Origin of the sequence: Rhodopseudomonas sp. (assembly GCF_013377015.1) — a bacterium.
Classification (GTDB): Bacteria; Pseudomonadota; Alphaproteobacteria; order Rhizobiales; family Xanthobacteraceae; genus JARJEH01.
Genome location: NZ_JACABA010000001.1, coordinates 822734 through 845914, shown reverse-complemented (window position 1 = coordinate 845914; position 23181 = coordinate 822734). Strand labels below are relative to the sequence as shown.

The 23181-nt window shown below is 64.0% G+C and carries 24 protein-coding genes; 17 read left to right on the top strand and 7 right to left on the bottom strand.

Going from position 1 to position 23181, the window contains the following annotated elements:
- Positions 1-37: 37 nt before the first annotated feature.
- A complete protein-coding gene (locus HXX15_RS04125) occupies positions 38-385 on the bottom strand; it encodes a thioredoxin family protein (protein ID WP_366558554.1) in 348 nt (115 codons plus the stop codon).
- Between the two features lie 97 nt (positions 386-482).
- On the opposite strand from HXX15_RS04125, the gene HXX15_RS04120 reads away from it, so the two are divergent.
- Together HXX15_RS04120 and HXX15_RS04115 are read left to right on the top strand one after the other, a co-directional pair.
- Positions 483-1226, top strand: coding sequence for a cytochrome c biogenesis protein CcdA (locus HXX15_RS04120; protein WP_296512929.1), 744 nt, complete (start codon positions 483-485; stop codon positions 1224-1226).
- Between the two features lie 25 nt (positions 1227-1251).
- Positions 1252-1833: a thioredoxin family protein gene (locus HXX15_RS04115; RefSeq protein ID WP_296512927.1), complete on the top strand. Its 582-nt coding sequence runs from the start codon at positions 1252-1254 to the stop codon at positions 1831-1833.
- Between the two features lie 129 nt (positions 1834-1962).
- On the opposite strand, the gene HXX15_RS04110 is transcribed toward HXX15_RS04115, so the two are convergent.
- From HXX15_RS04110 to soxA, 3 genes are all read right to left on the bottom strand, one after another.
- The gene (locus tag HXX15_RS04110) at positions 1963-2460 is read right to left on the bottom strand and encodes a heme-binding protein (protein ID WP_296512925.1); all 498 of its coding nucleotides are present in this window, start codon (positions 2458-2460) and stop codon (positions 1963-1965) included.
- A gap of 122 nt (positions 2461-2582) precedes the next feature.
- A complete protein-coding gene (gene soxX / locus HXX15_RS04105; protein WP_296512924.1) occupies positions 2583-3287 on the bottom strand; it encodes a sulfur oxidation c-type cytochrome SoxX in 705 nt (234 codons plus the stop codon).
- Between the two features lie 11 nt (positions 3288-3298).
- Positions 3299-4120 carry a sulfur oxidation c-type cytochrome SoxA gene (soxA, locus tag HXX15_RS04100; protein WP_296512921.1) on the bottom strand — a complete coding sequence of 274 codons (822 nt, stop codon included), beginning with the start codon at positions 4118-4120 and terminating at the stop codon, positions 3299-3301.
- A gap of 184 nt (positions 4121-4304) precedes the next feature.
- Between soxA and soxY the strand changes: the two genes are divergently transcribed.
- From soxY to HXX15_RS04050, 10 genes are all read left to right on the top strand, one after another.
- Positions 4305-4769 carry a thiosulfate oxidation carrier protein SoxY gene (soxY, locus tag HXX15_RS04095; RefSeq protein ID WP_296512919.1) on the top strand — a complete coding sequence of 155 codons (465 nt, stop codon included), beginning with the start codon at positions 4305-4307 and terminating at the stop codon, positions 4767-4769.
- Positions 4770-4811: 42 nt separating this feature from the next.
- Entirely contained in the window at positions 4812-5141 is a 330-nt protein-coding gene (gene soxZ, locus HXX15_RS04090; protein ID WP_296512917.1) for a thiosulfate oxidation carrier complex protein SoxZ, read from the top strand.
- An 89-nt stretch (positions 5142-5230) separates the two neighbouring features.
- A complete protein-coding gene (soxB, locus tag HXX15_RS04085) occupies positions 5231-6928 on the top strand; it encodes a thiosulfohydrolase SoxB (protein WP_296512916.1) in 1698 nt (565 codons plus the stop codon).
- A gap of 78 nt (positions 6929-7006) precedes the next feature.
- A complete protein-coding gene (gene soxC / locus HXX15_RS04080; RefSeq protein WP_296512915.1) occupies positions 7007-8284 on the top strand; it encodes a sulfite dehydrogenase in 1278 nt (425 codons plus the stop codon).
- The gene (locus HXX15_RS04075; protein WP_296512914.1) at positions 8268-8987 is read left to right on the top strand and encodes a cytochrome c; all 720 of its coding nucleotides are present in this window, start codon (positions 8268-8270) and stop codon (positions 8985-8987) included. The genes soxC and HXX15_RS04075 overlap by 17 nt, the downstream gene beginning before the upstream one ends.
- 235 nt (positions 8988-9222) lie before the next feature.
- Positions 9223-10317, top strand: a complete 1095-nt coding sequence (locus tag HXX15_RS04070; protein ID WP_296512913.1) for a YeeE/YedE family protein — start codon at positions 9223-9225, stop codon at positions 10315-10317.
- Between the two features lie 102 nt (positions 10318-10419).
- Positions 10420-10746, top strand: coding sequence for a c-type cytochrome (locus HXX15_RS04065; RefSeq protein WP_296512912.1), 327 nt, complete (start codon positions 10420-10422; stop codon positions 10744-10746).
- A gap of 56 nt (positions 10747-10802) precedes the next feature.
- A complete protein-coding gene (locus HXX15_RS04060; protein WP_296512911.1) occupies positions 10803-12068 on the top strand; it encodes an NAD(P)/FAD-dependent oxidoreductase in 1266 nt (421 codons plus the stop codon).
- A 62-nt stretch (positions 12069-12130) separates the two neighbouring features.
- Complete coding sequence (locus HXX15_RS04055; protein WP_296512910.1) at positions 12131-13402, top strand: NAD(P)/FAD-dependent oxidoreductase; 1272 nt, start codon at positions 12131-12133, stop codon at positions 13400-13402.
- 218 nt (positions 13403-13620) lie between these two features.
- Positions 13621-13827: a hypothetical protein gene (locus tag HXX15_RS04050; protein ID WP_296512909.1), complete on the top strand. Its 207-nt coding sequence runs from the start codon at positions 13621-13623 to the stop codon at positions 13825-13827.
- A 57-nt stretch (positions 13828-13884) separates the two neighbouring features.
- Here the strand turns inward: HXX15_RS04050 and HXX15_RS04045 are convergent, their stop codons facing one another.
- The gene (locus HXX15_RS04045) at positions 13885-14079 is read right to left on the bottom strand and encodes a hypothetical protein (protein ID WP_296512908.1); all 195 of its coding nucleotides are present in this window, start codon (positions 14077-14079) and stop codon (positions 13885-13887) included.
- A gap of 149 nt (positions 14080-14228) precedes the next feature.
- Between HXX15_RS04045 and HXX15_RS04040 the strand changes: the two genes are divergently transcribed.
- Positions 14229-15131, top strand: a complete 903-nt coding sequence (locus HXX15_RS04040) for a ketopantoate reductase family protein (RefSeq protein ID WP_296512907.1) — start codon at positions 14229-14231, stop codon at positions 15129-15131.
- Between the two features lie 203 nt (positions 15132-15334).
- Here HXX15_RS04040 and HXX15_RS04035 read toward each other — a convergent pair whose 3' ends face one another.
- Entirely contained in the window at positions 15335-17806 is a 2472-nt protein-coding gene (locus HXX15_RS04035; RefSeq protein WP_296512906.1) for an EAL domain-containing protein, read from the bottom strand.
- A 318-nt stretch (positions 17807-18124) separates the two neighbouring features.
- On the opposite strand from HXX15_RS04035, the gene HXX15_RS04030 reads away from it, so the two are divergent.
- Positions 18125-18706, top strand: a complete 582-nt coding sequence (locus HXX15_RS04030) for an NUDIX hydrolase (RefSeq protein ID WP_296512903.1) — start codon at positions 18125-18127, stop codon at positions 18704-18706.
- 3 nt (positions 18707-18709) lie between these two features.
- On the opposite strand, the gene HXX15_RS04025 is transcribed toward HXX15_RS04030, so the two are convergent.
- The gene (locus HXX15_RS04025; RefSeq protein ID WP_296512901.1) at positions 18710-20287 is read right to left on the bottom strand and encodes an alkaline phosphatase D family protein; all 1578 of its coding nucleotides are present in this window, start codon (positions 20285-20287) and stop codon (positions 18710-18712) included.
- 391 nt (positions 20288-20678) lie between these two features.
- On the opposite strand from HXX15_RS04025, the gene HXX15_RS04020 reads away from it, so the two are divergent.
- The 3 genes from HXX15_RS04020 to HXX15_RS04010 all read left to right on the top strand — a co-directional run bounded on the left by HXX15_RS04020 (position 20679) and on the right by HXX15_RS04010 (position 23029).
- A complete protein-coding gene (locus HXX15_RS04020; protein WP_296512898.1) occupies positions 20679-21659 on the top strand; it encodes a transporter in 981 nt (326 codons plus the stop codon).
- Between the two features lie 136 nt (positions 21660-21795).
- Positions 21796-22170, top strand: coding sequence for a protocatechuate 4,5-dioxygenase subunit alpha (locus HXX15_RS04015; RefSeq protein WP_296512896.1), 375 nt, complete (start codon positions 21796-21798; stop codon positions 22168-22170).
- 1 nt (position 22171) lies between these two features.
- Positions 22172-23029 carry a class III extradiol dioxygenase family protein gene (locus tag HXX15_RS04010; protein WP_296512893.1) on the top strand — a complete coding sequence of 286 codons (858 nt, stop codon included), beginning with the start codon at positions 22172-22174 and terminating at the stop codon, positions 23027-23029.
- The last annotated feature ends 152 nt before the right edge of the window (positions 23030-23181 follow it).

Sequence of the window (23181 nt, the reverse complement as noted above, 5' to 3'; positions counted from 1 at the left end):
GGCGGTCAGTACCGTTCGAGGGTGAGTTGAAACGCGCTCAACTGTGGTCGGGCTGGGGCCGGGGCTCGATCTTGCTCAACAGCGTGCCGAGCAATCCCCAGAATGCATCGTCATTGATATAGCCGGTGATGCGTCCGATCTCGCGGCCGTGGTCGGAGACCACGAAAGTCGGCGTGAAGTGTACCGGCGCTGTGAGCTCGACGCTGCCGGTGGCCGGCTTGTCGAGATTGATGCGCCGTAGCGGAAGCACCTTTGCTTCATCGGTCTTGTCATAGACCGGTCCGACATCGCGGTCCCAGCGCGCGCACCAGACGCATCCGGCGCGCTCATACATTAACAGCTCAGCCGACTGCGATACCGTCGGGCACAGCAGCGCCGCGATCAACAGGAACAAGCCGGGCAATGATGATTGCAGAAATCTTCTGGCCATGGTGTGTTACATATAGACGAATTCGCATGTATCTGCCAGAGCCGGAAACGCCGTGGTCTCGAATATCTCGCTTGCCGGGGCACTGGGCGCCGGGGTGCTGTCGTTCTTGTCGCCCTGCGTCTTGCCGCTGGTGCCGCCCTATCTGTGCTTTCTGGCCGGCGTCAGCCTCGACGACCTGACGGCGCGGCGCGACCGGCCCGCGGGCGTGGTCAGCGCCCACGTGATGGCGTCGTCGCTCGCCTTTGTGCTCGGATTTTCCACGGTGTTCGTCGCGCTCGGCGCCTCGGCGTCGGCGATCGGCAAGACCGTGACCGCGCATTTCGATACCCTCGCCATCATCGCCGGCGTCGTCATCCTCGTTCTCGGGCTGCACTTTCTCGGCGTGTTCCGGATCGGGCTGTTGTTTCGCGAAGCCCGGTTCCAAAGCGTGCGCCGCGGCGCCGGTTATCTCGGCGCCTATGTGGTTGGCCTCGCTTTCGCGTTCGGCTGGACTCCCTGTGTCGGGCCGGTGCTGGCGACGATCCTGCTGGTCGCCGGGGTCGAGGGATCTGCGGTGCAGGGCGCGATGCTGCTCGGCGCCTACTCGCTCGGGATCGGCTTGCCGTTCATGCTGGCCGCGCTGTTTTCCGGCAAGTTCATCAAGCTAATGGCGCGGATGCGCGCGCATATGAACCTTGTCGAGAAGGTGATGGGCGGGGCGCTTGTGCTCACCGGGGTTCTGTTTTTGACTGGCGTGATGCCGAAGATCGCCGGATGGTTACTCGAGACGTTCCCCGCGTTCAGTTCGATCGGTTGAAGCGCGATTGCAACGGAGGCTCCTGATGATCTCGCGTCCATTGACCCGGCGGCATGCGATCGCCACCATTGCCGCCGCCGGATTGGGGCTTCGCGCCGCGCCGAGCCTCGCCAGGCCGGTGCTCGGCGACGACGGGCTGTATCAGCTCGACTGGTACTTGCAGAGTTTCCTCGATCTGCCCGAGGATCTCGCCGGCGCCACCGACAAGCGCAAGCGCTTCGCCATCATGTGGGGCCTGAAGGGCTGTCCGTTCTGCAAGCGGATGCACGAGGTCCACATGATGGACCCGACCATCGAAGTTTACATCCGCGATAACTTCGAGGTGCTGCACCTCAATCATATCGGCGCCCGCGAGGTCACCGATTTCGACGGCAAGAAATTCAGCGAGAAGGCGTTCGCGCAGGCCTACGGCATCCGTTTCACGCCGACCATTCAGTTCTTTCCCGAAAGCACCGAAGGCCTCGCCGCGCGACAACCGCAGGAGCGCGAGGTGGCACGGATGCCGGGCCTGCTGGAGCCGCCGGAGTTCCTCGCGATGTTTCGTTACGTCAAGGAAAAGGGCTACGAGACCGCGCCGTTCACGGAGTGGCTGAAGAAGCAGGCGTGAGGCGCGTAAGTTAAGCGTCGGTTATCGGTGCTGATTCTCAACACGTGATTCCGGGGGCGCGCGAGCTGCGCTCGCACACCCCGGATTGACCGGTGTGGTGCGGTGAGCCGGTCGGATCAACTAACCGTTTCAGAAATCCAGTTTGTCCCTGATCGCGTCGATTCCGGCCTTGGCGCAGGCTTCATCGGCGTCGCCGCCGGGTGCGCCGGAGACGCCGATGCCGGCGACCAGCGAGCCGCCGGCTTCAACGATCAGCCCGCCGCCGAGGATCACGGCGCCCGGCAGCTGACGCAGCCCTGCCTGCGGCATGCCGGGCTGAGTCATGCCCTGCAAATCGGTGGTCGAGCTCTTGAACGACACCGCGGTCCAGGCCTTGCCGGTCGCGGTCGGAACGGTGTGCGGGCCGGCGAAGCGATCGCGCAGCACGACTTGCGTCAGCCCGGCGCGGTCGACCACCGAGACTGCGACCTGGAATCCGCGTTTGCGGCACTCGGCGAGCGCCGCCTTCGCGCAGTCCAGCGCCAGCTCGGGGGTCAGCGATTTGGTCGCGACCAGCGTGTCTTCGGCGCGCAGCGGCGAAGCGAGGGTGGCGATCATGATGAGCGCCAGCGTAATTCTTTGGATCATGACATCACTCCAATCTTGGGATGCAAGGGCACTGTCATTGCGAGGAGCGAAGCGACGAAACAATCCAGTCCGTGCTTGCTGTCCCTGGATTGCTTCGCTTCGCTCGCAATGACGGACCGTCGCTACTTGTTCACAGGCGATTCCGGATCGAACAAGAACGCCATCACGTCCTTGATCTGCTGTTCGCTGAGGAATTTGTTGGTGCCGAATCGTGGCATGTTGGAGCACGCGATCACCGCCTGCGAATTATAGATCTTGGTGTAGGCCTGCTTGATCTCGGCGGCGTCGTATTTGCGATCGCGGCCGTAGTTGGTCAGGCTCGGCCCCAGCGTGCCGAAACTGACTTCGGCCTTTTCCATCTGGTGGCAGGCGTAGCAATTGCCGCCATTGACGGTCTTGTCGTCGTCGGAAAACTGTCCGCCGCGGCCGTTGTTGGCGATCTTGGCGCCTTCCTTCCAGTCGCCCAGGAATTTGCCGTCGGCGGGGAACTCGACCCGCTTCAATTCGCTGGCCATGATCTTGTCGGCCTCGGCGTGCGAGGGCTGGTTGCGGGTGGCGTTGCAGACCTTCATGCTTTCATCCGGCTCGATCCGCGCCTGCCATTCCGGCGGCGCCCTGCCGAAGGTCGACTTCAGATAGGCGTCGACCACGGCCGTCGCGACCTTCTGCGGCGGCGGTGTTTCGGCCTTCTTCGTTTCGACGGTGGGTTTCGTCTCGGCGGCTTTCTTTGGTTCGACGGCCTTGTCGGCGGCCAGGGTCGCGACCAGCGAGCCGCACAGCAGCGCACCGCCGAGGACGAGCACGGAAAACTTCGATGTCATGGTCATGGCTGTGCCCCTCAGCGTTTGATCGACGGCACGGCGATCTCACCGCCCTGCGCCATCTTGTTGAGATACACGGTCAGCGCCGTGATGCCGTCGGAGCCATAGTCGGGGACCGGCCAGCGTTGCTGCCGATAGCAATCCCACAACCGGTGCTGCATCGTGCGCAGCGCGCCCTGCGAGACGCGATAGGTCGGCCATGAGGCCATGGTGTCCTGCGGCTCCTTGCCGGGCTTCGAAAGATCCGGCAGCGCCTGCAGTCTGATCCGCTTGCCTTCCGAGCCGTGACAGGTCGAGCAGGCGAAATCCATCACGCCGCCGCGGCGGTGGAACAGTTCCTCGCCGACCGCGGCCATTTCCAGCTCTTTCGGATGGCTGAGCTGGACGTCGATCTTCATGCCGCTGGATTTGTTGGCGATGTAGGCGACCAGATCCTCCATGTCGGAGGCCTTGCCGGGTCCGGAGAAACGGCGCGCGACGACGTCCTTGGTGTCGAGGCCCTGGACGGTCTGCATGCACCACAGCAGCCGCTGCTCGAGATCCATCACCTTGTCGGCGTCCTTGAAGTAGCGCGGCAGCTTGGCGAAGGCGCCTTCCAGCTTGCCGGCGCCGAGCCCGAGATCGCAGCCCTCGAGCGAGACATTCTTGGTGCCGCGCTTCTCGCTCCACAGAATCTCGCCGCGGTCGACCGCGAGGAATCCCGGGTTCGACATCGGGTCGGAAATCATCGCGCGATAGCGCTCGATTTCCTTTTCGCTGGCGTCTTGGGCCTGACTTTTCAACGGCATGGCGCAGAGCGCAACAGCCACTAATGCCGAGCCGATCGCGGCGAATCTCATTCTCTCTCCTCCCGTTCTGACGACCGTCTTGTGCGGTCCATGCGGCCCCCGACCATTGTCGGATATCTTTACATTCAAGAAAAACAATATAATGATGTTTGCAGATCATGATAGGTTCAGCTTGGAATCGTCAAGCGATACTATCGCAAGGGACGCCAAAGACTCCCGACTAGGAGGATACCCAATGAGTTGGACTACGGTTGCGACCACCCGCCGCGAAACGCTGACCCTTGCCGGAATTGCCGGCCTGGCGGCACTGCTGGCGCCGCGGATGTCGTTCGCGGACGAAGCGACCGTCGCCGCCGAGATCAAGAAGCTCTACGGCGACAAGAAGTTCGACAGCGGCAAGGTCAAGCTCGACGTGCCCGAGATCGCCGAGAACGGCCTCGTGGTGCCGGTCAATGTCGAGGTCGAAAGCCCGATGACCGAGACCGACTACGTCAAGGCGGTTCACGTCTTCGCCGACGGCAATCCGTTGCCGGGCATCGTCAGCTACAAGTTCACGCCGGCCTGCGGCAAGGCCGCGGCGTCGACCCGGATGCGGCTGGCGCAGACCCAGAACATCATCTGCATCGCCGAAATGTCGAACGGCAGCCTCTACATGACGAAGTCGAACGTGAAGGTCACGATCGGCGGCTGCGGCGGCTAGTCCGTCCATCGGTAACAACAATTCAGGCGAGGAATTTTTCAGATGGCGACAGCTCCCACCCCCCGCGTTCGCGTTCCCGCCCAGGCCAAGCCGGGCGAACTGATCGAGATCAAGACGCTGATTTCGCACGAAATGGAATCCGGTCAGCGCAAGGACGCCGCCGGCAAGATCGTGCCGCGCAAGATCATCAACACCTTCGTCGCCGAATTCAACGGCAAGATGGTGTTCGAAGCCGAATGGAATCCGGCGATCTCGGCCAATCCCTACCAGTCGTTCTTCTACAAGGCCGCCGAGACCGGCGAGTTCACCTTCACCTGGAAGGACGACGACGGATCGAACTACACGGCAAAGAACAAGCTGACGGTGGCGTAAAGCGCCGCGGCACTGACGGCCGCGCCTGCGGAAGCCGATCAGGCTTGCGCAGCGCCGGCCGGATAACGATAAATATCAAGGATGAAACGATGATATCGAGGCGGGAATTCCTGCAGGCGACTGCGGCTGCGTCGGCGCTGACGATCGGAAGTGGACTGGGTTCGCTCGGCCGTGTCGCCGCGCAGCAGCGACTGACCCAGGCCGACATCACCAAATTCGATCCGCTCGGCACCGTCACGCTGCTGCACGTCACCGACATCCACGCCCAGTTGATGCCGCTGCATTTCCGCGAACCCTCGGTCAATCTCGGGGTCGGCGAGGCCAAGGGCCAGCCGCCGCATCTGACCGACGCTGAATTCCGCAACTACTTCAAGATCGCCACCAACTCGGCCGACGCTTTCGCGCTGACCGCGGACGATTTCGTCCAGCTCGCGCGCAATTACGGCCGGATGGGCGGCATGGATCGGATCGCCACGCTGATCGGCGCGGTGCGCGCCGAGCGCGGCGCCGACAAGGTGCTGCTGCTCGACGGCGGCGACGCCTGGCAGGGCAGCTGGACCTCGCTGCAGACCAAGGGCCAGGACATGATCGACGTGATGTCGGCCCTGAAGGTCGACGCCATGACCGGGCATTGGGAGTTCACCTACGGCGCCGAGCGGGTCAAGCAGGTCGCCGACACCGCGCCGTTCGCATTCCTGGCGCAGAATATCCGCGACAATGAATGGCAGGAGCCGGTGTTCGAGGCCCGCAAGATGTTCGAGCGCGGCGGCGCCAAGATCGCGGTGATCGGCCAGGCTCTGCCGCGCACCGCGGTCGCCAATCCGCGCTGGATGTTTCCGAAATGGGAATTCGGCATTCGCGAGGAGGACATGCAGAAGCAGGTCGACGAGGCCCGCGCCGACGGCGCCTCGATCGTGGTGCTGCTGTCGCATAACGGCTTCGACGTCGACCGCAAGCTCGCCGGCCGGGTCAAGGGCCTCGACGTCATCCTCACCGGCCACACCCATGACGCGATGCCGGGTCTGGTCAAGGTCGGCAACACCGTGCTGGTGGCCTCTGGCTCGCACGGCAAGTTCGTCTCGCGGCTCGACATCGCGGTGAAGGACAACAAGGTCGCGGATATTCGATTCAAGCTGATGCCGGTGTTCGCCGATGCGATCGCGCCGGACCCGGCGATGAGCAAGCTGGTCGAGCAGGTCCGGGCGCCGTTCGCCAAGGAGCTTTCGCGCGTTGTCGGCAAGACCGATTCGCTGCTGTATCGCCGCGGCAATTTCAACGGCACCTTCGACGACCTGATCTGCAACGCCATGCTGGCGGAACGCGACGCCGAGATCGCGCTGTCACCGGGCTTCCGCTGGGGCGGCACGCTATTGCCGGAAGAGAACATCACCTGGGAGCACGTCACCAACGCCACCGCGATCACCTATCCGAACTGCTACCGCAACCAGATGACCGGGGCGCAGCTCAAGGAAGTCTTGGAAGACATCGCCGACAACATTTTCCATCCCGACCCGTATTTCCAGGGCGGCGGCGACATGGTTCGGATCGGCGGCATGGGCTATTCGATCGACGTCGGCCAAGTGATGGGCTCGCGAATTTCCAATCTGACGCATCTGAAGACGGGCAAGCCGATCGAAGCGTCGAAGAACTACACGGTCTCCGGCTGGGCCAGCATTAGCGAGAATACTCAGGGGCCGCCGATCTGGGACGTGTTGGCGGCGCATGTGTCGCGTGTCGGCGCCGTGAAGATCGAGCCGAACACCGCGGTCAAGGTCACCGGCGCCTGAGATGAGATCATTCGGAATCAGATCAGAGTCGCGCTCAACATATTCACGTATCGGGATAATAGCGAAGAGGCATACCGCATGAGCAACGAGCCGACAGCGGATCTTCTCAACCGCCGCCGCTTTCTCAGTGTCGCGGGTCTGGCCGGCGCCGGCGCGGTGCTGCCGACGATCGCACAGGCTGGCGAAGCGCCGAAACCCGATCCGTTGATTACCGAGGTGCAGGACTGGAATCGCTATCTCGGCGACGGCGTCGACAAGCGGCCTTACGGTGTGCCGTCGAAATACGAAAAACACGTGGTGCGCAGGGACGTCTCCTGGCTCACCGCGTCGCCGGAATCCTCGGTGAACTTCACGCCGCTGCATGAGCTCGACGGCATCATCACGCCCTCGGGAGTCTGCTTCGAGCGTCATCATGGCGGCATCGCCGAGATCAATCCGGCCGATCACCGGCTGATGATCCACGGCCTGGTCGAGAAGCCGCTGGTCTTCACGATGGACGACATCAAGCGGATGCCGCGCGTCAACAAGGTCTACTTCCTCGAATGCGCCGCCAATTCCGGCATGGAGTGGCGTGGCGCCCAGCTCAATGGCTGCCAGTTCACCCACGGCATGATCCACAACGTGATGTATACCGGCGTGCCGCTGAAGCTCCTGCTCGACGAAGCCGGCCTGAAGCCGAACGTAAAATGGCTGATGCTGGAGGGCGCGGATTCCGCCGGCATGAACCGCTCGCTGCCGATCGCCAAGGCGCTCGACGACGTGCTGATCGCGTTCGCGATGAACGGCGAGGCGCTGCGTCCCGAGAACGGCTATCCGCTGCGCGCGGTGATCCCGGGCTGGCAGGGCAATCTCTGGGTGAAATGGCTGCGCCGGATCGAGGCCGGCGATCAGCCGTGGCAGACCCGCGAGGAAACCTCGAAATACACCGACCTGATGCCGGACGGCCGCGCCCGCAAACATACCTTCGTGATGGACGCGAAGTCAGTCATCACTAATCCGTCGCCGCAGGCGCCGCTGAAATTCAAGGGCCGCAACGTGCTGACCGGCGTTGCCTGGTCGGGCCGCGGCACGGTCAAGCGCGTCGACGTTACACTCGACGGCGGCCGCAACTGGCAGGCCGCGCGGATCGACGGTCCGGTGCTCGACAAGTCGCTGGTGCGATTCTACGTCGACTTCGACTGGAATGGCGAGGAGCTGATGATCCAGTCGCGCGCGATCGATGAGACCGGCTACGTGCAGCCCAGCAAGGACGAGCTGCGCAAGGTGCGCGGCGTCAACTCGGTCTATCACAACAACGGCATTCAGACCTGGCTGGTGCGCGGCAACGGGGAGACTGAAAATGTCGAGATCGGTTAAGCTCGCCACCGCCGCCGCGCTCGGCGTCGTCATGATCGCGCTGCTGCCGGTTGTGTCGGGCGCGCAGCAAAAACAGGCGAAGGCGTCGGTGGAGCAACCCGCGCCGAAGCCGCCGGTCAAGCTCGGACTTGGCCGACCAGCGCTGCCAGAGGAAATCCAGGCCTGGGACATCGATGTCCGCCCCGATGGCCAGGGTCTGCCGCCCGGCAAGGGCACCGCGAAACTGGGCGATGCGATCTTCCAGGAGAAATGCACGATCTGCCACGGCGAGTTCGGCGAAGGCGTCGGCCGCTATCCGGTTCTCTCCGGCGGTCTCGGTACCCTGAAGGCCGACCGCCCTGACAAGACGGTCGGTTCGTACTGGCCGAATGCGACCACGGTCTACGATTACATCCGCCACGCGATGCCGTTCGGCAGCGCTCGCTCGCTCTCCAACGACGAAATCTATTCGCTGGTGGCCTACATTCTCAGCATGAGCGACGTTATCAAGGATCAGGATTTCGAGCTCAACGAGAAAAACCTGGCGGCGGTCGAGATGCCGAATGCGAACGGCTTCTATGAAGACGATCGCGAGGTATCCGAAAAACAGTTCTGGAAAGCGAATCCCTGCATGAAGGATTGCCGCGCCGCGCCGAAAGTCATCGGCCGGGCGATGGCGGTGGATGTCACGCCGGATAACAAGGCCGGCCCGAAAGTGGATTGAGAGGAGATGGTTTGATGACCAACCGCTGCGCGCCGTGTTTGCATGGGCGTATGCCTGCGGCTGGCTGGTAGTAAGCGGCGCTCCGCGCGATCTCTGCTGAGAGTCGCGCGTTTTCTGCTGATCGTTAGTAGTCCGTTGCGCCAGATCAATGTCGAATCGAAGTTCGTGAGACATTGTCTCTGACCGTGTCGCGGTGATTAGTTGCGCTATGATTTCGTGGCACAGAGGAATGCCCTTGAACCTCGACCAGATCATCGAACGCTTCGGCGAAACCGCCGCGCTGACCGCCTGCGGTCTGCTGGTCGGCCTTGTGTTCGGGGTCTGCGCTCAGCGCAGCAAGTTCTGCTTGCGCTCGGCGGTGATCGAATTTTCGCAAGGCGTGTTCGGCGCCAAACTCGCGATCTGGCTGTTGACCTTCTCGGCGGCGGTGGCCGCGACCCAGCTCGCGATCGCGGCCGGGCTGCTCGACGTCGGCGAGGCGCGGCAGCTGGCCGCGCGCGGCAGCCTGTCCGGCAGCATCATCGGCGGCTTGATGTTCGGTGCCGGCATGATCATGGCGCGCGGTTGCGCCAGCCGTTTGCTGGTGCTGTCGGGAACCGGCAACCTGCGCGCGCTGGTCACCGGGCTGATCCTCACCATCGTGGCGCAGGCCTCGCTGCGCGGCGTGTTGTCGCCGGCGCGCGAAGCGCTGTCGGAATTGTGGACCGTGCAGGGCGGCGCGTCGCGCAATCTGCTGACGGTGCTGCATGCCGGCCCGTGGTTCGGCGCGAGCTTGGGGCTGGTCGGCATCGGCTGGGCGATCTGGCTGGCGCGCCGCGCCCGGATCGGTTTGCTCAACGGCCTCAGCGCGGTCGGCGTCGGCTTGGCGGTGGCGCTGGGCTGGCAGCTCACCTACACGCTGTCGCAGCATTCCTTCACGCCGATCACCATCAAGAGCGTCAGCTTCACCGGCCCATCGGCGGATACGCTGATGGGACTGATCAATTCGCCGTCGGTACCACTGGGCTTCGATACCGGGCTGGTGCCGGGGGTGTTCGTCGGGGCCTTGCTTGCTGCACTGCTCGCGGGCGAGTGGGAGCTGCAGGGATTTCACGACGGCCCCAGCATGGGACGCTACGCGGCCGGTGCGTTCCTGATGGGCGCCGGCGGGATGCTGGCCGGCGGTTGCGCGGTCGGCGCCGGCGTCACCGGCGGGGCGATCTTCGCGGTGACGGCCTGGCTGGCACTGGCCTCGATGTGGGTCGGCGCGCTGGTGACGCATTTGATGATGGACAGCAAGATCGCTCGCGTGATCGAACCGGCTTTCGTTCCAAAACAGACCGGCAATTAAAGCCGGCGTTTTCCAGGGAAGCGAAACGTGTATTTGGGAGGCAACAGCCATGGCCGCGTGCGGTCGAGTTCTCCGGCCCGCGACTAGCGGGCAGAGACTGAAATGAGAGTCGGTCGCGCGGTCGCGCTGGTCCTGCTCGTCGCCGCGTCCGCGTTCGGCGGCGCCGCCGGCGCGTGGGCGGAGGGCGACAAGGAACTCGGCGAATATCTGTCGAGCGAATGCGTCACCTGTCACCAGCTCAGCGGCAAGTTCGACGGCATTCCGGTGATCGTCGGTCTGCCGGAGCAGACCCTGGTCCACGCCCTCGGCGAATATCGCGCCAAGATCCGCGACAACGCGGTGATGCGCGCCATCGCCGTCAAATTCACCGATGAGGAGATCGCAGCACTCGCAGCCTACTTCAACAGCATCACGCCTGAAACTCAGTGAAGAGCACAATCGCCGCGCAGGCCATGCCCGCACGGACCATAACGGAGGGGACCACCATGACGACCATCAACCGCCGCCACTTTTCGACCGGCATGCTTGCCGCCGGGATCATCGCGATGCCTGGGGTGCTGCGCGCCCAGGCCAAACCGAAAGTCGTCGTGATCGGCGGCGGACCGGGCGGTGCCACCGTGGCCAAATACGTCGCCCGCGACTCCAAGGGCGCGATCGACGTCACCATGGTCGAGCCGCTCGACAAGTTCGTCACCTGCTTCCACTCGAATCTTTATCTCGGCGACTTCAAGACCTTCGACCAGATCACCCATCCCTACAAGCTGTCCGGCTACGGCGTGAAGCATGTGCGCCAGATGGCCGCCGCGATCGATCGCGACAAGAAGCAGGTGCGGCTCGCCGATGGCTCGACGCTGTCCTACGACCGGCTGGTGGTGGCGCCCGGCATCGACATCAAATTCGATTCGGTGCCCGGCTATTCCGAGGCCGCCGCCGAGATCATGCCGCATGGCTGGAAGCCCGGCGCGCAAACCCGGCTGGTCAAGAAGCAGCTCGATGCGCTGGAGGACGGCGCGACCATCGTGATGCTGGCGCCGCCGAATCCGTATCGCTGCCCGCCCGGCCCCTACGAGCGGGTCTCCTGCATGGCGCATGTCCTGAAGACCAAGGGCCATACCAAGTCGAAGATCGTGGTGATCGATCCGAAGGACAAATTCTCCAAGATGGCGCTGTTCCAGGAGGGCTGGCAGAAATACTATCCCGGCATGGTCGAGTGGATGGACCCGAAGATGCACGGCGGCGTCAAATCGATCGATCCCAAGGCGATGACGGTCACCACCGACTTCGAGACCATCAAGGCCAATATGGTCAACGTGATTCCGGCGCAGATGGCGGGCAAGATCGCGCGCGACGCCGGGCTTGCCAATGAGAGCGGCTATTGCCCGATCGACGGCGCCGATATGAAGTCCAAGATCGACCCCAACATCTTCGTGCTCGGCGACGCCGCGATCGCCGGCGCGATGCCGAAATCGGCGTTCTCCGCCAACAGCCAGGCCAAGGTGGTGGCGCTGGCGGTGCGCGGCGAACTCTCTGCGGCGCGCACTTTCCCGGCACGCTATGCCAATACCTGCTGGTCGGTGATCGCCAAGGATGACACGGTGAAGGTCGGCGGCCGCTACGAGCCGAAGGACGGCGCGATCGCCGAGGTCGAAGGCTTCGTCTCCAAGACCGGCGAGGACGCCGGGCTTCGCGCCCAGACCGCGGAAGAAAATCTCGGCTGGTATGCCGGCATCGTCGCCGACATCTTCGCCTGATCCAGCGCGGACCGCGGCGACAGGCGTTGCGGTCCGCGACCTTCCGTCCATGGAGATCTGACGTGAAACAGCCGCTCACCATCGACCGCCGCAGCGTCATTCGCGCGCTTGCGGGGACCACGGCGCTGCTGGCCTGTCCGGCGATCGCGAAGGCGAAGCCGCGAGTGGTGGTGGTCGGCGGCGGCCCCGGCGGGGCCACGGCGGCGAAATATCTCAAGCACGGCGGCGACGAACTCGACGTCACCTTGATCGAGCCGAACCGCCTCTATGTCACGCCGTTCACCTCGAATCTGTTTCTCGCCGGCCTGAAGCCGTACGAGGCGTTGAACTTCGGTTATGAAGCGCTCGCCGCGCGCGGGGTCGGGATGGTGTTCGACACCGTGACCGCGATCGATCGCGACGCGCGGCAATTGCGCACCGGCGGCGGCGCACGAATTTCCTACGACCGGCTGGTGATCTCGCCTGGCATCGATTTTCGCTGGGACGCGGTGCCGGGCTATTCGCCGGAAGCCGCGTTGCTGATGCCGCACGGCTATCGCGGCGGCGAGCAGTTCAAACTGCTGAAGCGCCAGCTCGACGCCGTCGGCGACGGCGGACTGATTGTCATCATCGCGCCGCCGCTGCCGTATCGCTGTCCGCCGGCTCCCTATGAGCGCGCCTCGATGATGGCGTATGCGTTGAAAACGCGCGGCGTCAAGAATGCGCGGATCGTCATCCTCGACGCCAAGGATCACTTCGCGATGCAGACGCTGTTCATCGACGCCTGGGAGCGTCACTACGGCGGGATGATCGAGTGGCAGGATCCGACCATCCACGGTGGCATCAAGGCGGTCGATCCGAAGGCGATGACGGTCGTCACCGATTTCGAAACCCACAAGGCCACGATGGTCAACGTGATCCCGCCGCAGATCGCCGGCCAGCTCGGCCGCGACGCCGGGCTCGCCGACGACAGCGGCTTCTGTCCGGTGGACGCCGGCAGCATGCGATCGCTGCTGGATCCGGCGATCCACGTCATCGGCGATTCGGCGACCGGCGGCGAATTCCCGAAATCCGGATTTGCCGCCAACAACGAAGCCAAAATCACCGCGATGATCATCCGTGCTGAGCTGGCCGACGGCCGGCGCTTGCCGGTCCGCTTCACCAATCATTGCTGGAGCACGATCGCGCCGAACGACGCGGTCAAGAACGGCGCGCGCTACGAGCCGCGCGACGGCAAGATCGTCATGATCGATCCCTATACTTCGCAGCTTGAGGAGAGTCCGGAATTGCGCGCCAAGCAGGCACGCGAAGCCACCGGCTGGTACGTCGGCATGACCACCGACATCTTCGGCTGAAAAGTCGCGCGCGTGAAATCGCCGAGACCGCGGGGATCGACCGGCGGCGTGTCGACCGCCCGGTGCGAATTCTGCCAGTTCCACGCTCGGTGGGTTGATCTGTGTCAGGTTGGGTAAATTGCGGGCGGGTTAGAAAATCCTCGCAACAAACATCAAGGCGTCACATCCGGCAGCGAGGGTGTTTGGTGGATTCAGCGTATGCAAGGGAGGTCGACCGCATGAGAATATTCGATGTCGAATGCGAATGTGGTGCCGAATACCGCTGCGCCGAGTCCGAATCGCTTTCCGGCGAGCCGGGCAGTTTTGCCTGCACCACCTGCGGCCGGGTGGTCGAAACCTGGGAAACCGCGAGCAAGCGCGTCTACCGTTGCGTGCTGACGCCCGACCGGGCCTATGTGAGGATTCCCCCGCCGCCGGCGCCCTGACCGAGAAAGCTGCGAAACAATCACGCGCGGCTGCCGCGCCGATTTCAGCCGAGGCGCTCAGGCGCTCTTGTCGCGCGCGTGGGCGCATTGAAAATCCAGCACATTGCGGATCTTGTCGCCGCCGAGCAGGTCGGGCGCCTTGCCATAGCCCTTGCGGACCAGCTCCTTCTGGATGTCCTTCCAGTTTTCATATTTGCCGGAGCCCGCCAGTTTCACGGCGTGCTCGAAGATTTCGAGATTTTTCTTGCGCATCGAGGGCCCCTGCGTTTTTTCAATCATAGCATGGTTTGCAACAACGGTACGACAGCAGGTGCAACCGGCGACCGAGTGGGTTAGGCAGAACGCCTGATCGCCGCGGGCCGCGCGCTGGCGAAACCGGGACCAACGAGGGGGAGACGATCATGAAGATCGCCGTGATGGGGGCGGGCGCCGTCGGATGTTTTTATGGCGCGATGCTGGCGCGCGCCGGCCATTCCGTCACGCTGATCGGCCGGGCGCAGCATGTCGAGGCCGTTACGCAACGCGGCCTGATCCTCGAAACCAGCGCTTTTCGCGAGTCGGTTCCGGTGCAGGCGACCACGCAAATGTCGGGTCTCGATGACGCCGAGCTGGTGCTGTTCTGCGTCAAGTCGGCGGACACCGAACCGACCGGCCGCGCGATGGCGTCGCATCTGCGGCCGGAGGCGGTCATCCTCAGCCTGCAAAACGGCGTCGACAATGCCGAGCGTCTGCAAGCGGCGATCGGCAGGCAGGTCGTTGCCGCGGTTGTCTATGTGGCGACCGAAATGGCCGGGCCCGGGCATGTCAAACACCACGGCCGCGGCGAACTGGTGCTCGGCCGCTCCGCGACCAGCGACGCGCTTGCCGCCACCTTCAGCGCGGCCGGCATCCCGACCACGGTGTCCGACAATGTGACGGATGTGTTGTGGGGCAAGCTGATCGTCAACTGCGCCTACAACGCGATGTCGGCGATCGCCCAGCTGCCCTATGGGCGGCTGCTGGAGGTCGAGGGTGTCAGTAGCGTGATGAAAGACGTGGTCCACGAATGCGCCGCCGTGGCACGGGCGTCGGGTGTTTCCGTTGCGGACGACGCGGCCGACCGCGTCATCGCGCTGGCCGCCACCATGCCGACCCAGTTTTCCTCGACGGCCCAGGACCTGGCCCGCGGCAAGACCAGCGAAATCGACTATTTGAATGGGCACATTGTTCGCAAGGGCGCCGAGCTTGCGATCCCGACGCCGGCCAACCGGGTGCTGCATACCCTGGTGAAGCTGCTGGAGGACAAGGCCGCGCGGCCGCTGTAGAGTGATTTCCATCCCAGTTGAGGCGCTTGAGCCAAAGAGATGCGTCATTCCGGGGCGCGAGGCCGCAGGCCGAGCGAACCCGGAATCTTGCCGCAAGGCGGATGTCGCGAGATTCCGGGTTCGCTCACAGCTGAAGCTGTTCGCGCCCCGGAATGACGGCTTTTCTGATGACGTGAACCGACTCCCTTGAAATCGAAAACGGTCTAGGCGGCCTGCGAGGCGCGGCGGCCGAACTTCGACAGCAGCGCCTGGATTTCGGTCGCCGGCCGCGCGGGGCTGAACAGGAAGCCCTGCACTTCGTTGCATCCTTCAGCCCGCAGCCAATCCAGTTGATCGAGCGTCTCGACGCCTTCAGCGGTGGTGGTGATGTTGAGGCTGCGGCCGAGCCCCGAGATCGCCCGGACAATCGCCAGGCAGTCCGGCCGTTCAGCGAGATCTTGGACGAACGAGCGATCGATCTTGATCTTGTCGAACGGAAAGCTGCGCAGATAGCTCAGGCTGGAATAGCCGGTGCCGAAATCGTCCATCGAGATCCGCACCCCGAGTTCGCGGAGCTGATGCAGCGTCGCCAGATTGGCCTCGGTCTCCGCGAGGAACAGCGATTCGGTGATCTCCAGTTCGAGCCGCCGCGGCGACAGCCGGGATTGCGCCAGCGCGGCGATCACCACCTGCACCAAATTGCGGCTGCGGAACTGCACCGGCGACAGGTTGACGGCGATCTTGATGTCGGACGGCCATTTCATCGCCTCGGCGCAGGCCTGGCGCAGCACCCATTCGCCGAGCCCGACGATCAATCCGATATCCTCGGCGATCGGGATGAAATCCGCCGGCGAGATCATGCCGCGTTCGGGATGGCGCCAGCGCAGCAGGCACTCGAAGCCGGTGATGCGGTCCTCGGCGACGTCGACCAGCGGCTGATAGTGGAGTTCGAACTCGCCCTTGGTAAAGGCGCGGCGCAGGTCGAGCTCCATGTCGCGGCGCAGTTGCGCCTGCCGGTCCATCTCCTTCTCGAAGAAATGGTGGACGCCGCCGCCGGCGGCCTTGGCGCGGTACAGCGCCATATCGGCGTTGCGCAGCAGTTCCTCGTCGTTCTCGCCATCCCCCGGCGACATCGCGATGCCGATGCTGGCGCCGATCACCACTTCCAGCCCGTCCATGTCGTAGGGCGCGCTGAGGCGATCAATCAGCCGTATTGCGAAATCGCTCGCTTCGTTCGGCGACGCCACCGTGCCCAGCACGATGGCGAATTCGTCGCCGCCAAGCCGGGCGACCAGATCGTTGCCGCCGATTTCCAGCTTCAATCGCTCCGCGACTCGTTGCAGCAGCCGGTCGCCCATCGGATGGCCGAAGGAATCGTTGACGTTCTTGAACAGATCGAGATCAATGCACAGCACGCCGACCTTGGTGCCGGCGCGGCTGCCTTGCTCCAGCGCCCGCTGCAGGCTTTCCTGATACAGCGCCCGGTTCGGCAGATTGGTCAGGCCGTCGTGGTGGGCCATATAGGCGATCTTGGCCTCGGCCTTGCGGCGTTCGGTAACGTCGACAATGGCGACCAGAAAACCCTCGCGACCGTCGAACACGACGCGGCGTCCGAATGTCAGGACCTGGATCTCGCTGCCGTCGGACTTCAGGTGCCGCCAGTGCCGGCCCGACTGATAGCTCTCGCCGACCGTCAGCAGCGACTGACTATGGATGTTCCATTCGTCGCGCGGCCAGATGTCCCGCAGCGTCATGCGCAGAAACCGTTTGCGCTCGTAGCCGTAATGCTGGACCGCGGCGTCGTTGACGCTGAGGAATTCGGTGGTCTCGCTGTCGAACACCCACATCGGCATTGGATTGTTGTCGAACAGCAGGCGAAACGACTCTTCGCGCTTCCTCAGGAAAGTGACGTCGGAAATGGTCACCGACACGATATCGCCGAACGCGGTGGCGCTGAGGCTGAAATTGCGGTCGTGGCTGTCGATGTCGAAGACGTCGCTGGCGTCGTTCTCGACCACCTTGAGCAGGCGCTCGACCACCGCCGGCGAACACAACAGATGGCTGCCGCCGTTGAGATGGCTCCACTGCAGCGCCTCGGGCGGTTGCCGCAGCAGCTTTGAGGCGCCCTGATTGAGATGCACGATCTGGAAGTCGAACGGCCGCATCGCGGAATCGCGGATCGCCGTCAGCGACAGGATCCCGTCGTCGGTCGACGAGAAGATCGCTTCGAGCAGGTTGTATCGATGGCCCTGTTCGTTGACATAGACGCCGATCAGGGTTCCGCCCCAGCGCGACAAGGTCGGCAGCGCGAGCAGGTCGTATTTCTGGACGATGCCGTCGCGGACGCAATGGGCGTTGGCGAGGTAGGGGCGGCTGTTCTGCAGCGCGCCGGAGACGGCTTGCGCCAGCGCGGTGGCGCAATCGGGTGGCAGCGCGCTGAGCGGAATGTCCCAACGATCGTCACCGATCCATTCCTGGACGTAGCGGCCGGTCCGCGACACTTCCAGCCTCTCGCCGTCAATCTTCAGCAGCACGATGTGATCCGCCAGCCGACCGAGGCTGCCGAGCATGACCTCTTCATAGCGGGGTAGCTTCTGTCCGGGGTGGATCGCCGCGTCCCATTTACGCTGCAGCACCGTCAGATCGCCGAACAATTGCGAGTTGAGCTTCTCGGAAGATTTGGTGAGAGCGGTCACGCGGCCTCGCAGTGCAAAGATGTCGTTGCCTAACTCCTGGGCGAGCGAGCTTAATGCGATGTAAACACCTCGTGATTGTACCGGCCAAACCGCGATTATGAAGGTTTTAAGTCGCCCGATGGTTAGTTGGCGTTAGCGACTATGACAGTAAGACTTTCGGGCGCGGCGCTTGTTGCCAATCGTTCCGGCGACTGACAAGCGGTGCGGGCCCACCCCCGCTCCGATTAGACGGGACGGCTCGTCTCGATCTGCGCCCGCAGGCACCCTATATATCGCGATCATCTGAGCGATTCTCAGACGTGGACAAGGGATAAAGACTTGCGGGCATCCGTTCTGACGGCAGGCGGCATTGTGTTGCGGCGAGGGTCAAGCCCGCTGTTCGCGGTGGTGCGTCTGCGCAAGCGCAATGCCTGGGTGTTGCCGAAGGGCAAGCTGGACGACGGCGAGACACCGCGTGCCGCGGCCGCGCGCGAAGTGCTGGAGGAAACCGGCCACGACGTCGCGGTCCACGAATTCATCGGCACGCTGGTCTACGACTCCGGCGGCCGGTCCAAGGTAGTGCATTTCTGGCGCATGGAAGCCGAGCCGGAGCCGGCGCATGCGCTAATGGACGACGTCCGCGCGGTGGCGTGGCTACCGCTGGACGAGGCGGTAGAGCGGCTGTCGCGCAGCTATGAGCGGGCGTTTCTCTCCCATGTCGGTCCGTTCGTGATGCACGCCGCAGCGCGCGCCGCGATCGCGCCATCGTCCGCCGATCAAGGCGTGTGCGAGCAGTTCATCGAAATCGATGAGGCACCGGCAATGGCGATGGAACTGACCCCCGACCGGGTCGGTCCGGCAGCGCCGCCGACCCTGCTGCAGCGGTTGGGACGCTGGCTGCACGGCAAGCCACCGGGCTAAGTCCTAGGCCGCCCGCGGTTCGATCGTCGTCGCCCACAGTTCCTGGTCGCCGACGTCTTTCAACGTCACGGTCATCGCCTCGGTCACGCCGTCGATGGCGACGTGGCCGAAGAACTGCAGCCCGGCAGAGGGCGGCAGGTTCTGTCCCTGCTCCTTGGTCGGGGCCTTCTGAAACATCACTTGCGGGCCGAAGGTATTGTCCAGCGGGTTCGGGCCGAACGTGCCGGCGTGGATCGGGCCGGAGACGAATTCCCAGAACGGTTCGAAATCCTGAAACTGCGCCTTGTTCGGGTCGTAGTAATGCGCCGCGGTGTAGTGCACGTCGGCGGTCAGCCACACCGTATTGCGGACCTTCGCCGTCTTGATGAAGCGCAGGATCTCGGCGATCTCCAATTCGCGGCCGCGCGCCGGGCCGTCGCCCTGGGCGACGGCTTCGACGCCGAACTTCTTGTCGACGTCGTAGATCACCACCAGTCCCAGCGGCATGTCGGCCGCGATCACCTTCCAGGTCGCGCGCGAGTTCAGCAATTCACGCTTCAGCCACGCCACCTGCTGCGGGCCGAGGAAATACGAATTCGGACCGTAACTCTCGTCATTGCCCTCGCCGTTGGGGCCGCGATAGCTGCGCATGTCGAGCATGAAAACGTCGAGCAGCGGACCGTAGGCGATCTTGCGATAGACCCGCCCTGGCTCGACGATCGAGCCGCGCATCGGCATGTAGTCGTGGAACGCCCGCGACGCGCGCGCCGCGAGCTGCATGGCGTTGCTGTCGACGTATTTCTTGCGCAGATGCTCGGCGCGGGTCAGCGGCTCGCCCGGCCACCAATTGTTGGTGACCTCGTGATCGTCCCATTGCGAAAAGATCGGCACCTCGGCGTTGAAGGCGCGGACATTGCGATCGAGCAGATTGTATTTGTAGGCGCCGCGAAATTCCGCCAGCGTCTCGGCCGGCTTGGATTTTTCCTCGGTGACGAGATTCTTCCAGAGCTCGCCATTGGCGAGCTTGACCTCGGCTTGGATCGGGCCGTCGGCATAGATGTTGTCGCCGCTGTGGATGAAGAAGTCCGGCCGGGCCTTCAGCATGGTGGCGTAGGCCGTCATGCCGCCGCGGGCTTCGTCGATGCCCCAGCCTTGTCCGGCGGTGTCGCCGGACCAGACGAACGACACGGAGCGCTTGTCGGCCGGCGCGGTGCGAAATCGCCCGACCGTCGCCTCGCTGACGATCGTCGGCTGCGCCAGGTCGGCGAGTTTGACCCGGTAGAAGATCTCCTGTCCGGCCGGGAGCTGGTCGATCAATGCCTTGCCGGTGAAATCGCTCTCCGGCAGCACGTCGACGAACACCGCGCGTTCGATCGCCTTGAAACTGTCGGAGGTCGCGACCTCGATCGTCATCCGCGACGGCCGGTCGGCGCGCGCCCACACCACGCCGCCGTCGCTACTGACGTCGCCGGACTGAACCCCGTGGGTGATCCGCGGCCGGTCGGCGGCGCGACTGAGATAGGGCATCGCCACGCTCCCCAACATGGCGGCGCCCGAGGCGGCGGTGGAGAGAAAGCGGCGGCGGGAAATCCGGATCGTCATGTCGTCCCCCTGAGCGAATATCGGGCTGCGTCCAGTCTCCGATACATTGCGTAAATCTATGTGACAGGCCGCCGAGCCGGAGTCTGCAAACAAAGCAAGAACCGACACGGATGCCCAATGATGGCGCGATAGGACTGGGGACGAACCACCCCGCTGTCATCCAGCCTTCAAATCATTCGGTCAAAGCTTGCGGCTCATTGTCACCGGCACCCGGGGGGCGCGGCTGGTCCGCATTTCTCGATCATATTGTCGGTCTGGCGGCTCGCGGCTGGCCGATCTGGCTTATCAAAGCTTCGTCACTTGAGCCCAACGGCAGGAGCGGTGTGGGATGCAGGATGGGAATTCGACAGCCGAAATCAATACGGCCGCGCTGACCGCACGACCGGCCGCCATGTCGCTGCCGATCCCCGGCCTGGTCTGGGCGTTCCGGATTCATCCCGACGGCAGCGCCGAGATCCTGCCGATCGACAAGCCGGTCGATTTCAACCAGGGCGGCCTGCTCTGGCTGCATTTCAATCTGGCCGATGGCCGGTCGCTGCAATGGCTGGCCGGCGCGGCTTTCGACGCGCCGCCGCAGGCGCTGGCATTGCTGCTGTCGAAGGACACCTTCCAGCAGCTGCACGCCACCGAAGACGCCGTCTATGGCGTGATCTGCGATCTGATGCGGAGCATCGACGAGACCACCGAGGACACCGGCTATCTGCGCTTCTTCATGACCGAACAGTTGCTGCTGAGCGGCCGCCATCAGGCGCTGAGTTCGGTCGACGCCACCCGCCGCGCGCTCGAGGACGGCCACCGCATCGACAGCGCCGCTTCGCTGTTGGAAACCATCGTCGAGAACGTCGCCAGCACGATGGAGCGGATCGCCGACCGGGTGGCGCAATCGCTGGATGCGATCGAGGAGCAGGTGCTGGCGGGCGACACCTCGGACCAGCTCCTGAAGCTCGGGCCGCTGCGCCGGACCTGCGTCCGGCTGCACCGGCAATTGTCCGGCCTGCGGGTGATCTTTCACCGACTCGAGCAGCGCAACGTCAAGGACATCAAGCCGGCGTTGCGGCTGCGCGCCGGCAAGCTGGCGCAGCGGCTCGACGGTCTCGATCACAATGTGGTCGAGATGCGCGAGCGCAGTCGGCTGTTGCAGGAGGAACTGCATCTGCTGATCGAGGAGCAGGGCAACAACAGCCTGCGGGTGCTGTCGGTGCTTACCGCGCTGCTGATGCCGCCGACGCTGATCTCCGGGCTTTTCGGCATGAACACCAAGGGACTGCCGTTCGCCGACAACGACCTAGGCTCGCTGTGGGCGATCGTGCTGATGCTGCTGTCGTCGTTCGTCGCCTATCTGGCGATGCGGCGGATCGGGATCATCAGATAGCTCGGCGACCGGGACGCCGCAGGGGCACACCGGACGATTGATCTACGTCAAGCCGGCGCGGCGAGCGCTCCCTATCCTGACCGCAATGCCGGCCGCATGGCCGCGACGTGACAGTAGTGGAGGGAGGATTCGGGCGATGAACCAAGCCGTAGCCACGGGCGCGACCGGCGCTAAGGGCGAGATTTTCGGGACGCCGATCTTCGGCCCCGCCGCGGCCCAAAAGGGCTATGCGCTGAACAAGATGTGCTTCTCCTTCAACGACGCCGCTAACCGCGCCGACTTCGTCAAGGACGAGGCTGGCTATTGCGCGCGCTATGGCCTCACGGCGGAGCAGACCGACGCCATCTTGAAGCGCGACCTGCTGAGGCTCTTGGCCCATGGCGGCAACGCCTATTACCTGGCGAAATTTGCCGGCATTCTGGGTCTCAACATGCAGGACATCGGCGCGTTGCAGACCGGGATGACGGTCGAGCAATTCAAGGCGAAACTTCTGGCCGCGAGGGACAATTGAGATGGCGCGCATCGTCGGTGGATTGGCCGCGTCGCACGTGCCCGCAATCGGCGGGGCGATGGCCAAGGGACTGCAAAAGGATCCGTACTGGGCGCCGTTTTTCGACGGCTTCGCCGCGCCAAACCGCTGGCTCGACGAGGTCAAGCCCGACGCCGCGGTGGTGATCTACAACGACCACGGCCTCAATTTCTTCCTCGACAAGATGCCGACCTTCGCGATCGGCGCCGCGCCGGAATATCGCAACGCCGACGAAGGCTGGGGCCTTCCGGTGATGGCGCCGTTCACCGGCGACACCAGTTTGTCGTGGCACATCATCGAGACTCTGGTCGACGCCGAATTCGATCCGGTGACCTGCCAGGAGATGCTGGTCGATCACGCCTTCAGCCTGCCGATGGAATTGTTCTTCCGCGATCGCGCCCATGCGATTCCCGCGGTGCCGGTGGTGGTCAATACGGTGCAGCACCCGCTGCCGACGCTGGCCCGCTGCTTCAAGCTAGGCCAGGCGATCGGTCGCGCCATCGAAAGCCATCCCGAGGACCTTAAGGTGGTGGTGATCGGCACCGGCGGGCTGTCGCACCAGCTCGAGGGCGAGCGCGCCGGCTTCATCAACAAGGAGTTCGACAAGCGCTGCATGGATGCGATGACCGGTGATATCGACTCGATCCTGCGGATCAACCAGCGCGATCTGGTCGAACTGGCCGGCAGCCAGGGCGTCGAGGTGATGAACTGGGTGGCGATGCGCGGCGCGCTGCTCGGCGACGTCCGCGAACTGCACCGCAACTATCACCTGCCGATTTCCAACACCGCTTCCGGCATTATGCTGCTGGAAAACCGCCCGAAACTGGCGCGCGCGGCGTAGCGCTGCGCAGGAGCAAGGCGTTAATCCCTCATGGTGAGGAGCCCGGCGTAGCTCGAAGAGCGTAGCCGGGCGTCTCGAACCATGAGGCCGCTTGGCCCGCCGCCATCCTTCGAGACGCCCGGCTTCGCCGGGCTCCTCAGGATGAGGGCAGC

Bases quoted from the DNA above. Each gene is read 5' to 3' on its own strand.
- soxB (WP_296512916.1), top strand. From the start codon at position 5,231: ATGATATCGAGGCGGGAATTCCTGCAGGCGACTGCGGCTGCGTCGGCG.
- HXX15_RS04060 (WP_296512911.1), top strand. From the start codon at position 10,803: ATGACGACCATCAACCGCCGCCACTTTTCGACCGGCATGCTTGCCGCC.
- soxX (WP_296512924.1), bottom strand. From the start codon at position 3,287: ATGACCATGACATCGAAGTTTTCCGTGCTCGTCCTCGGCGGTGCGCTG.
- HXX15_RS04050 (WP_296512909.1), top strand. From the start codon at position 13,621: ATGAGAATATTCGATGTCGAATGCGAATGTGGTGCCGAATACCGCTGC.
- HXX15_RS04110 (WP_296512925.1), bottom strand. From the start codon at position 2,460: ATGATCCAAAGAATTACGCTGGCGCTCATCATGATCGCCACCCTCGCT.
- HXX15_RS04015 (WP_296512896.1), top strand. From the start codon at position 21,796: ATGAACCAAGCCGTAGCCACGGGCGCGACCGGCGCTAAGGGCGAGATT.
- HXX15_RS04065 (WP_296512912.1), top strand. From the start codon at position 10,420: ATGAGAGTCGGTCGCGCGGTCGCGCTGGTCCTGCTCGTCGCCGCGTCC.
- HXX15_RS04025 (WP_296512901.1), bottom strand. From the start codon at position 20,287: ATGACGATCCGGATTTCCCGCCGCCGCTTTCTCTCCACCGCCGCCTCG.
- soxY (WP_296512919.1), top strand. From the start codon at position 4,305: ATGAGTTGGACTACGGTTGCGACCACCCGCCGCGAAACGCTGACCCTT.
- soxZ (WP_296512917.1), top strand. From the start codon at position 4,812: ATGGCGACAGCTCCCACCCCCCGCGTTCGCGTTCCCGCCCAGGCCAAG.
- HXX15_RS04115 (WP_296512927.1), top strand. From the start codon at position 1,252: ATGATCTCGCGTCCATTGACCCGGCGGCATGCGATCGCCACCATTGCC.
- HXX15_RS04020 (WP_296512898.1), top strand. From the start codon at position 20,679: ATGTCGCTGCCGATCCCCGGCCTGGTCTGGGCGTTCCGGATTCATCCC.
- HXX15_RS04010 (WP_296512893.1), top strand. From the start codon at position 22,172: ATGGCGCGCATCGTCGGTGGATTGGCCGCGTCGCACGTGCCCGCAATC.
- HXX15_RS04045 (WP_296512908.1), bottom strand. From the start codon at position 14,079: ATGCGCAAGAAAAATCTCGAAATCTTCGAGCACGCCGTGAAACTGGCG.
- soxC (WP_296512915.1), top strand. From the start codon at position 7,007: ATGAGCAACGAGCCGACAGCGGATCTTCTCAACCGCCGCCGCTTTCTC.
- soxA (WP_296512921.1), bottom strand. From the start codon at position 4,120: ATGAGATTCGCCGCGATCGGCTCGGCATTAGTGGCTGTTGCGCTCTGC.
- HXX15_RS04040 (WP_296512907.1), top strand. From the start codon at position 14,229: ATGAAGATCGCCGTGATGGGGGCGGGCGCCGTCGGATGTTTTTATGGC.
- HXX15_RS04075 (WP_296512914.1), top strand. From the start codon at position 8,268: ATGTCGAGATCGGTTAAGCTCGCCACCGCCGCCGCGCTCGGCGTCGTC.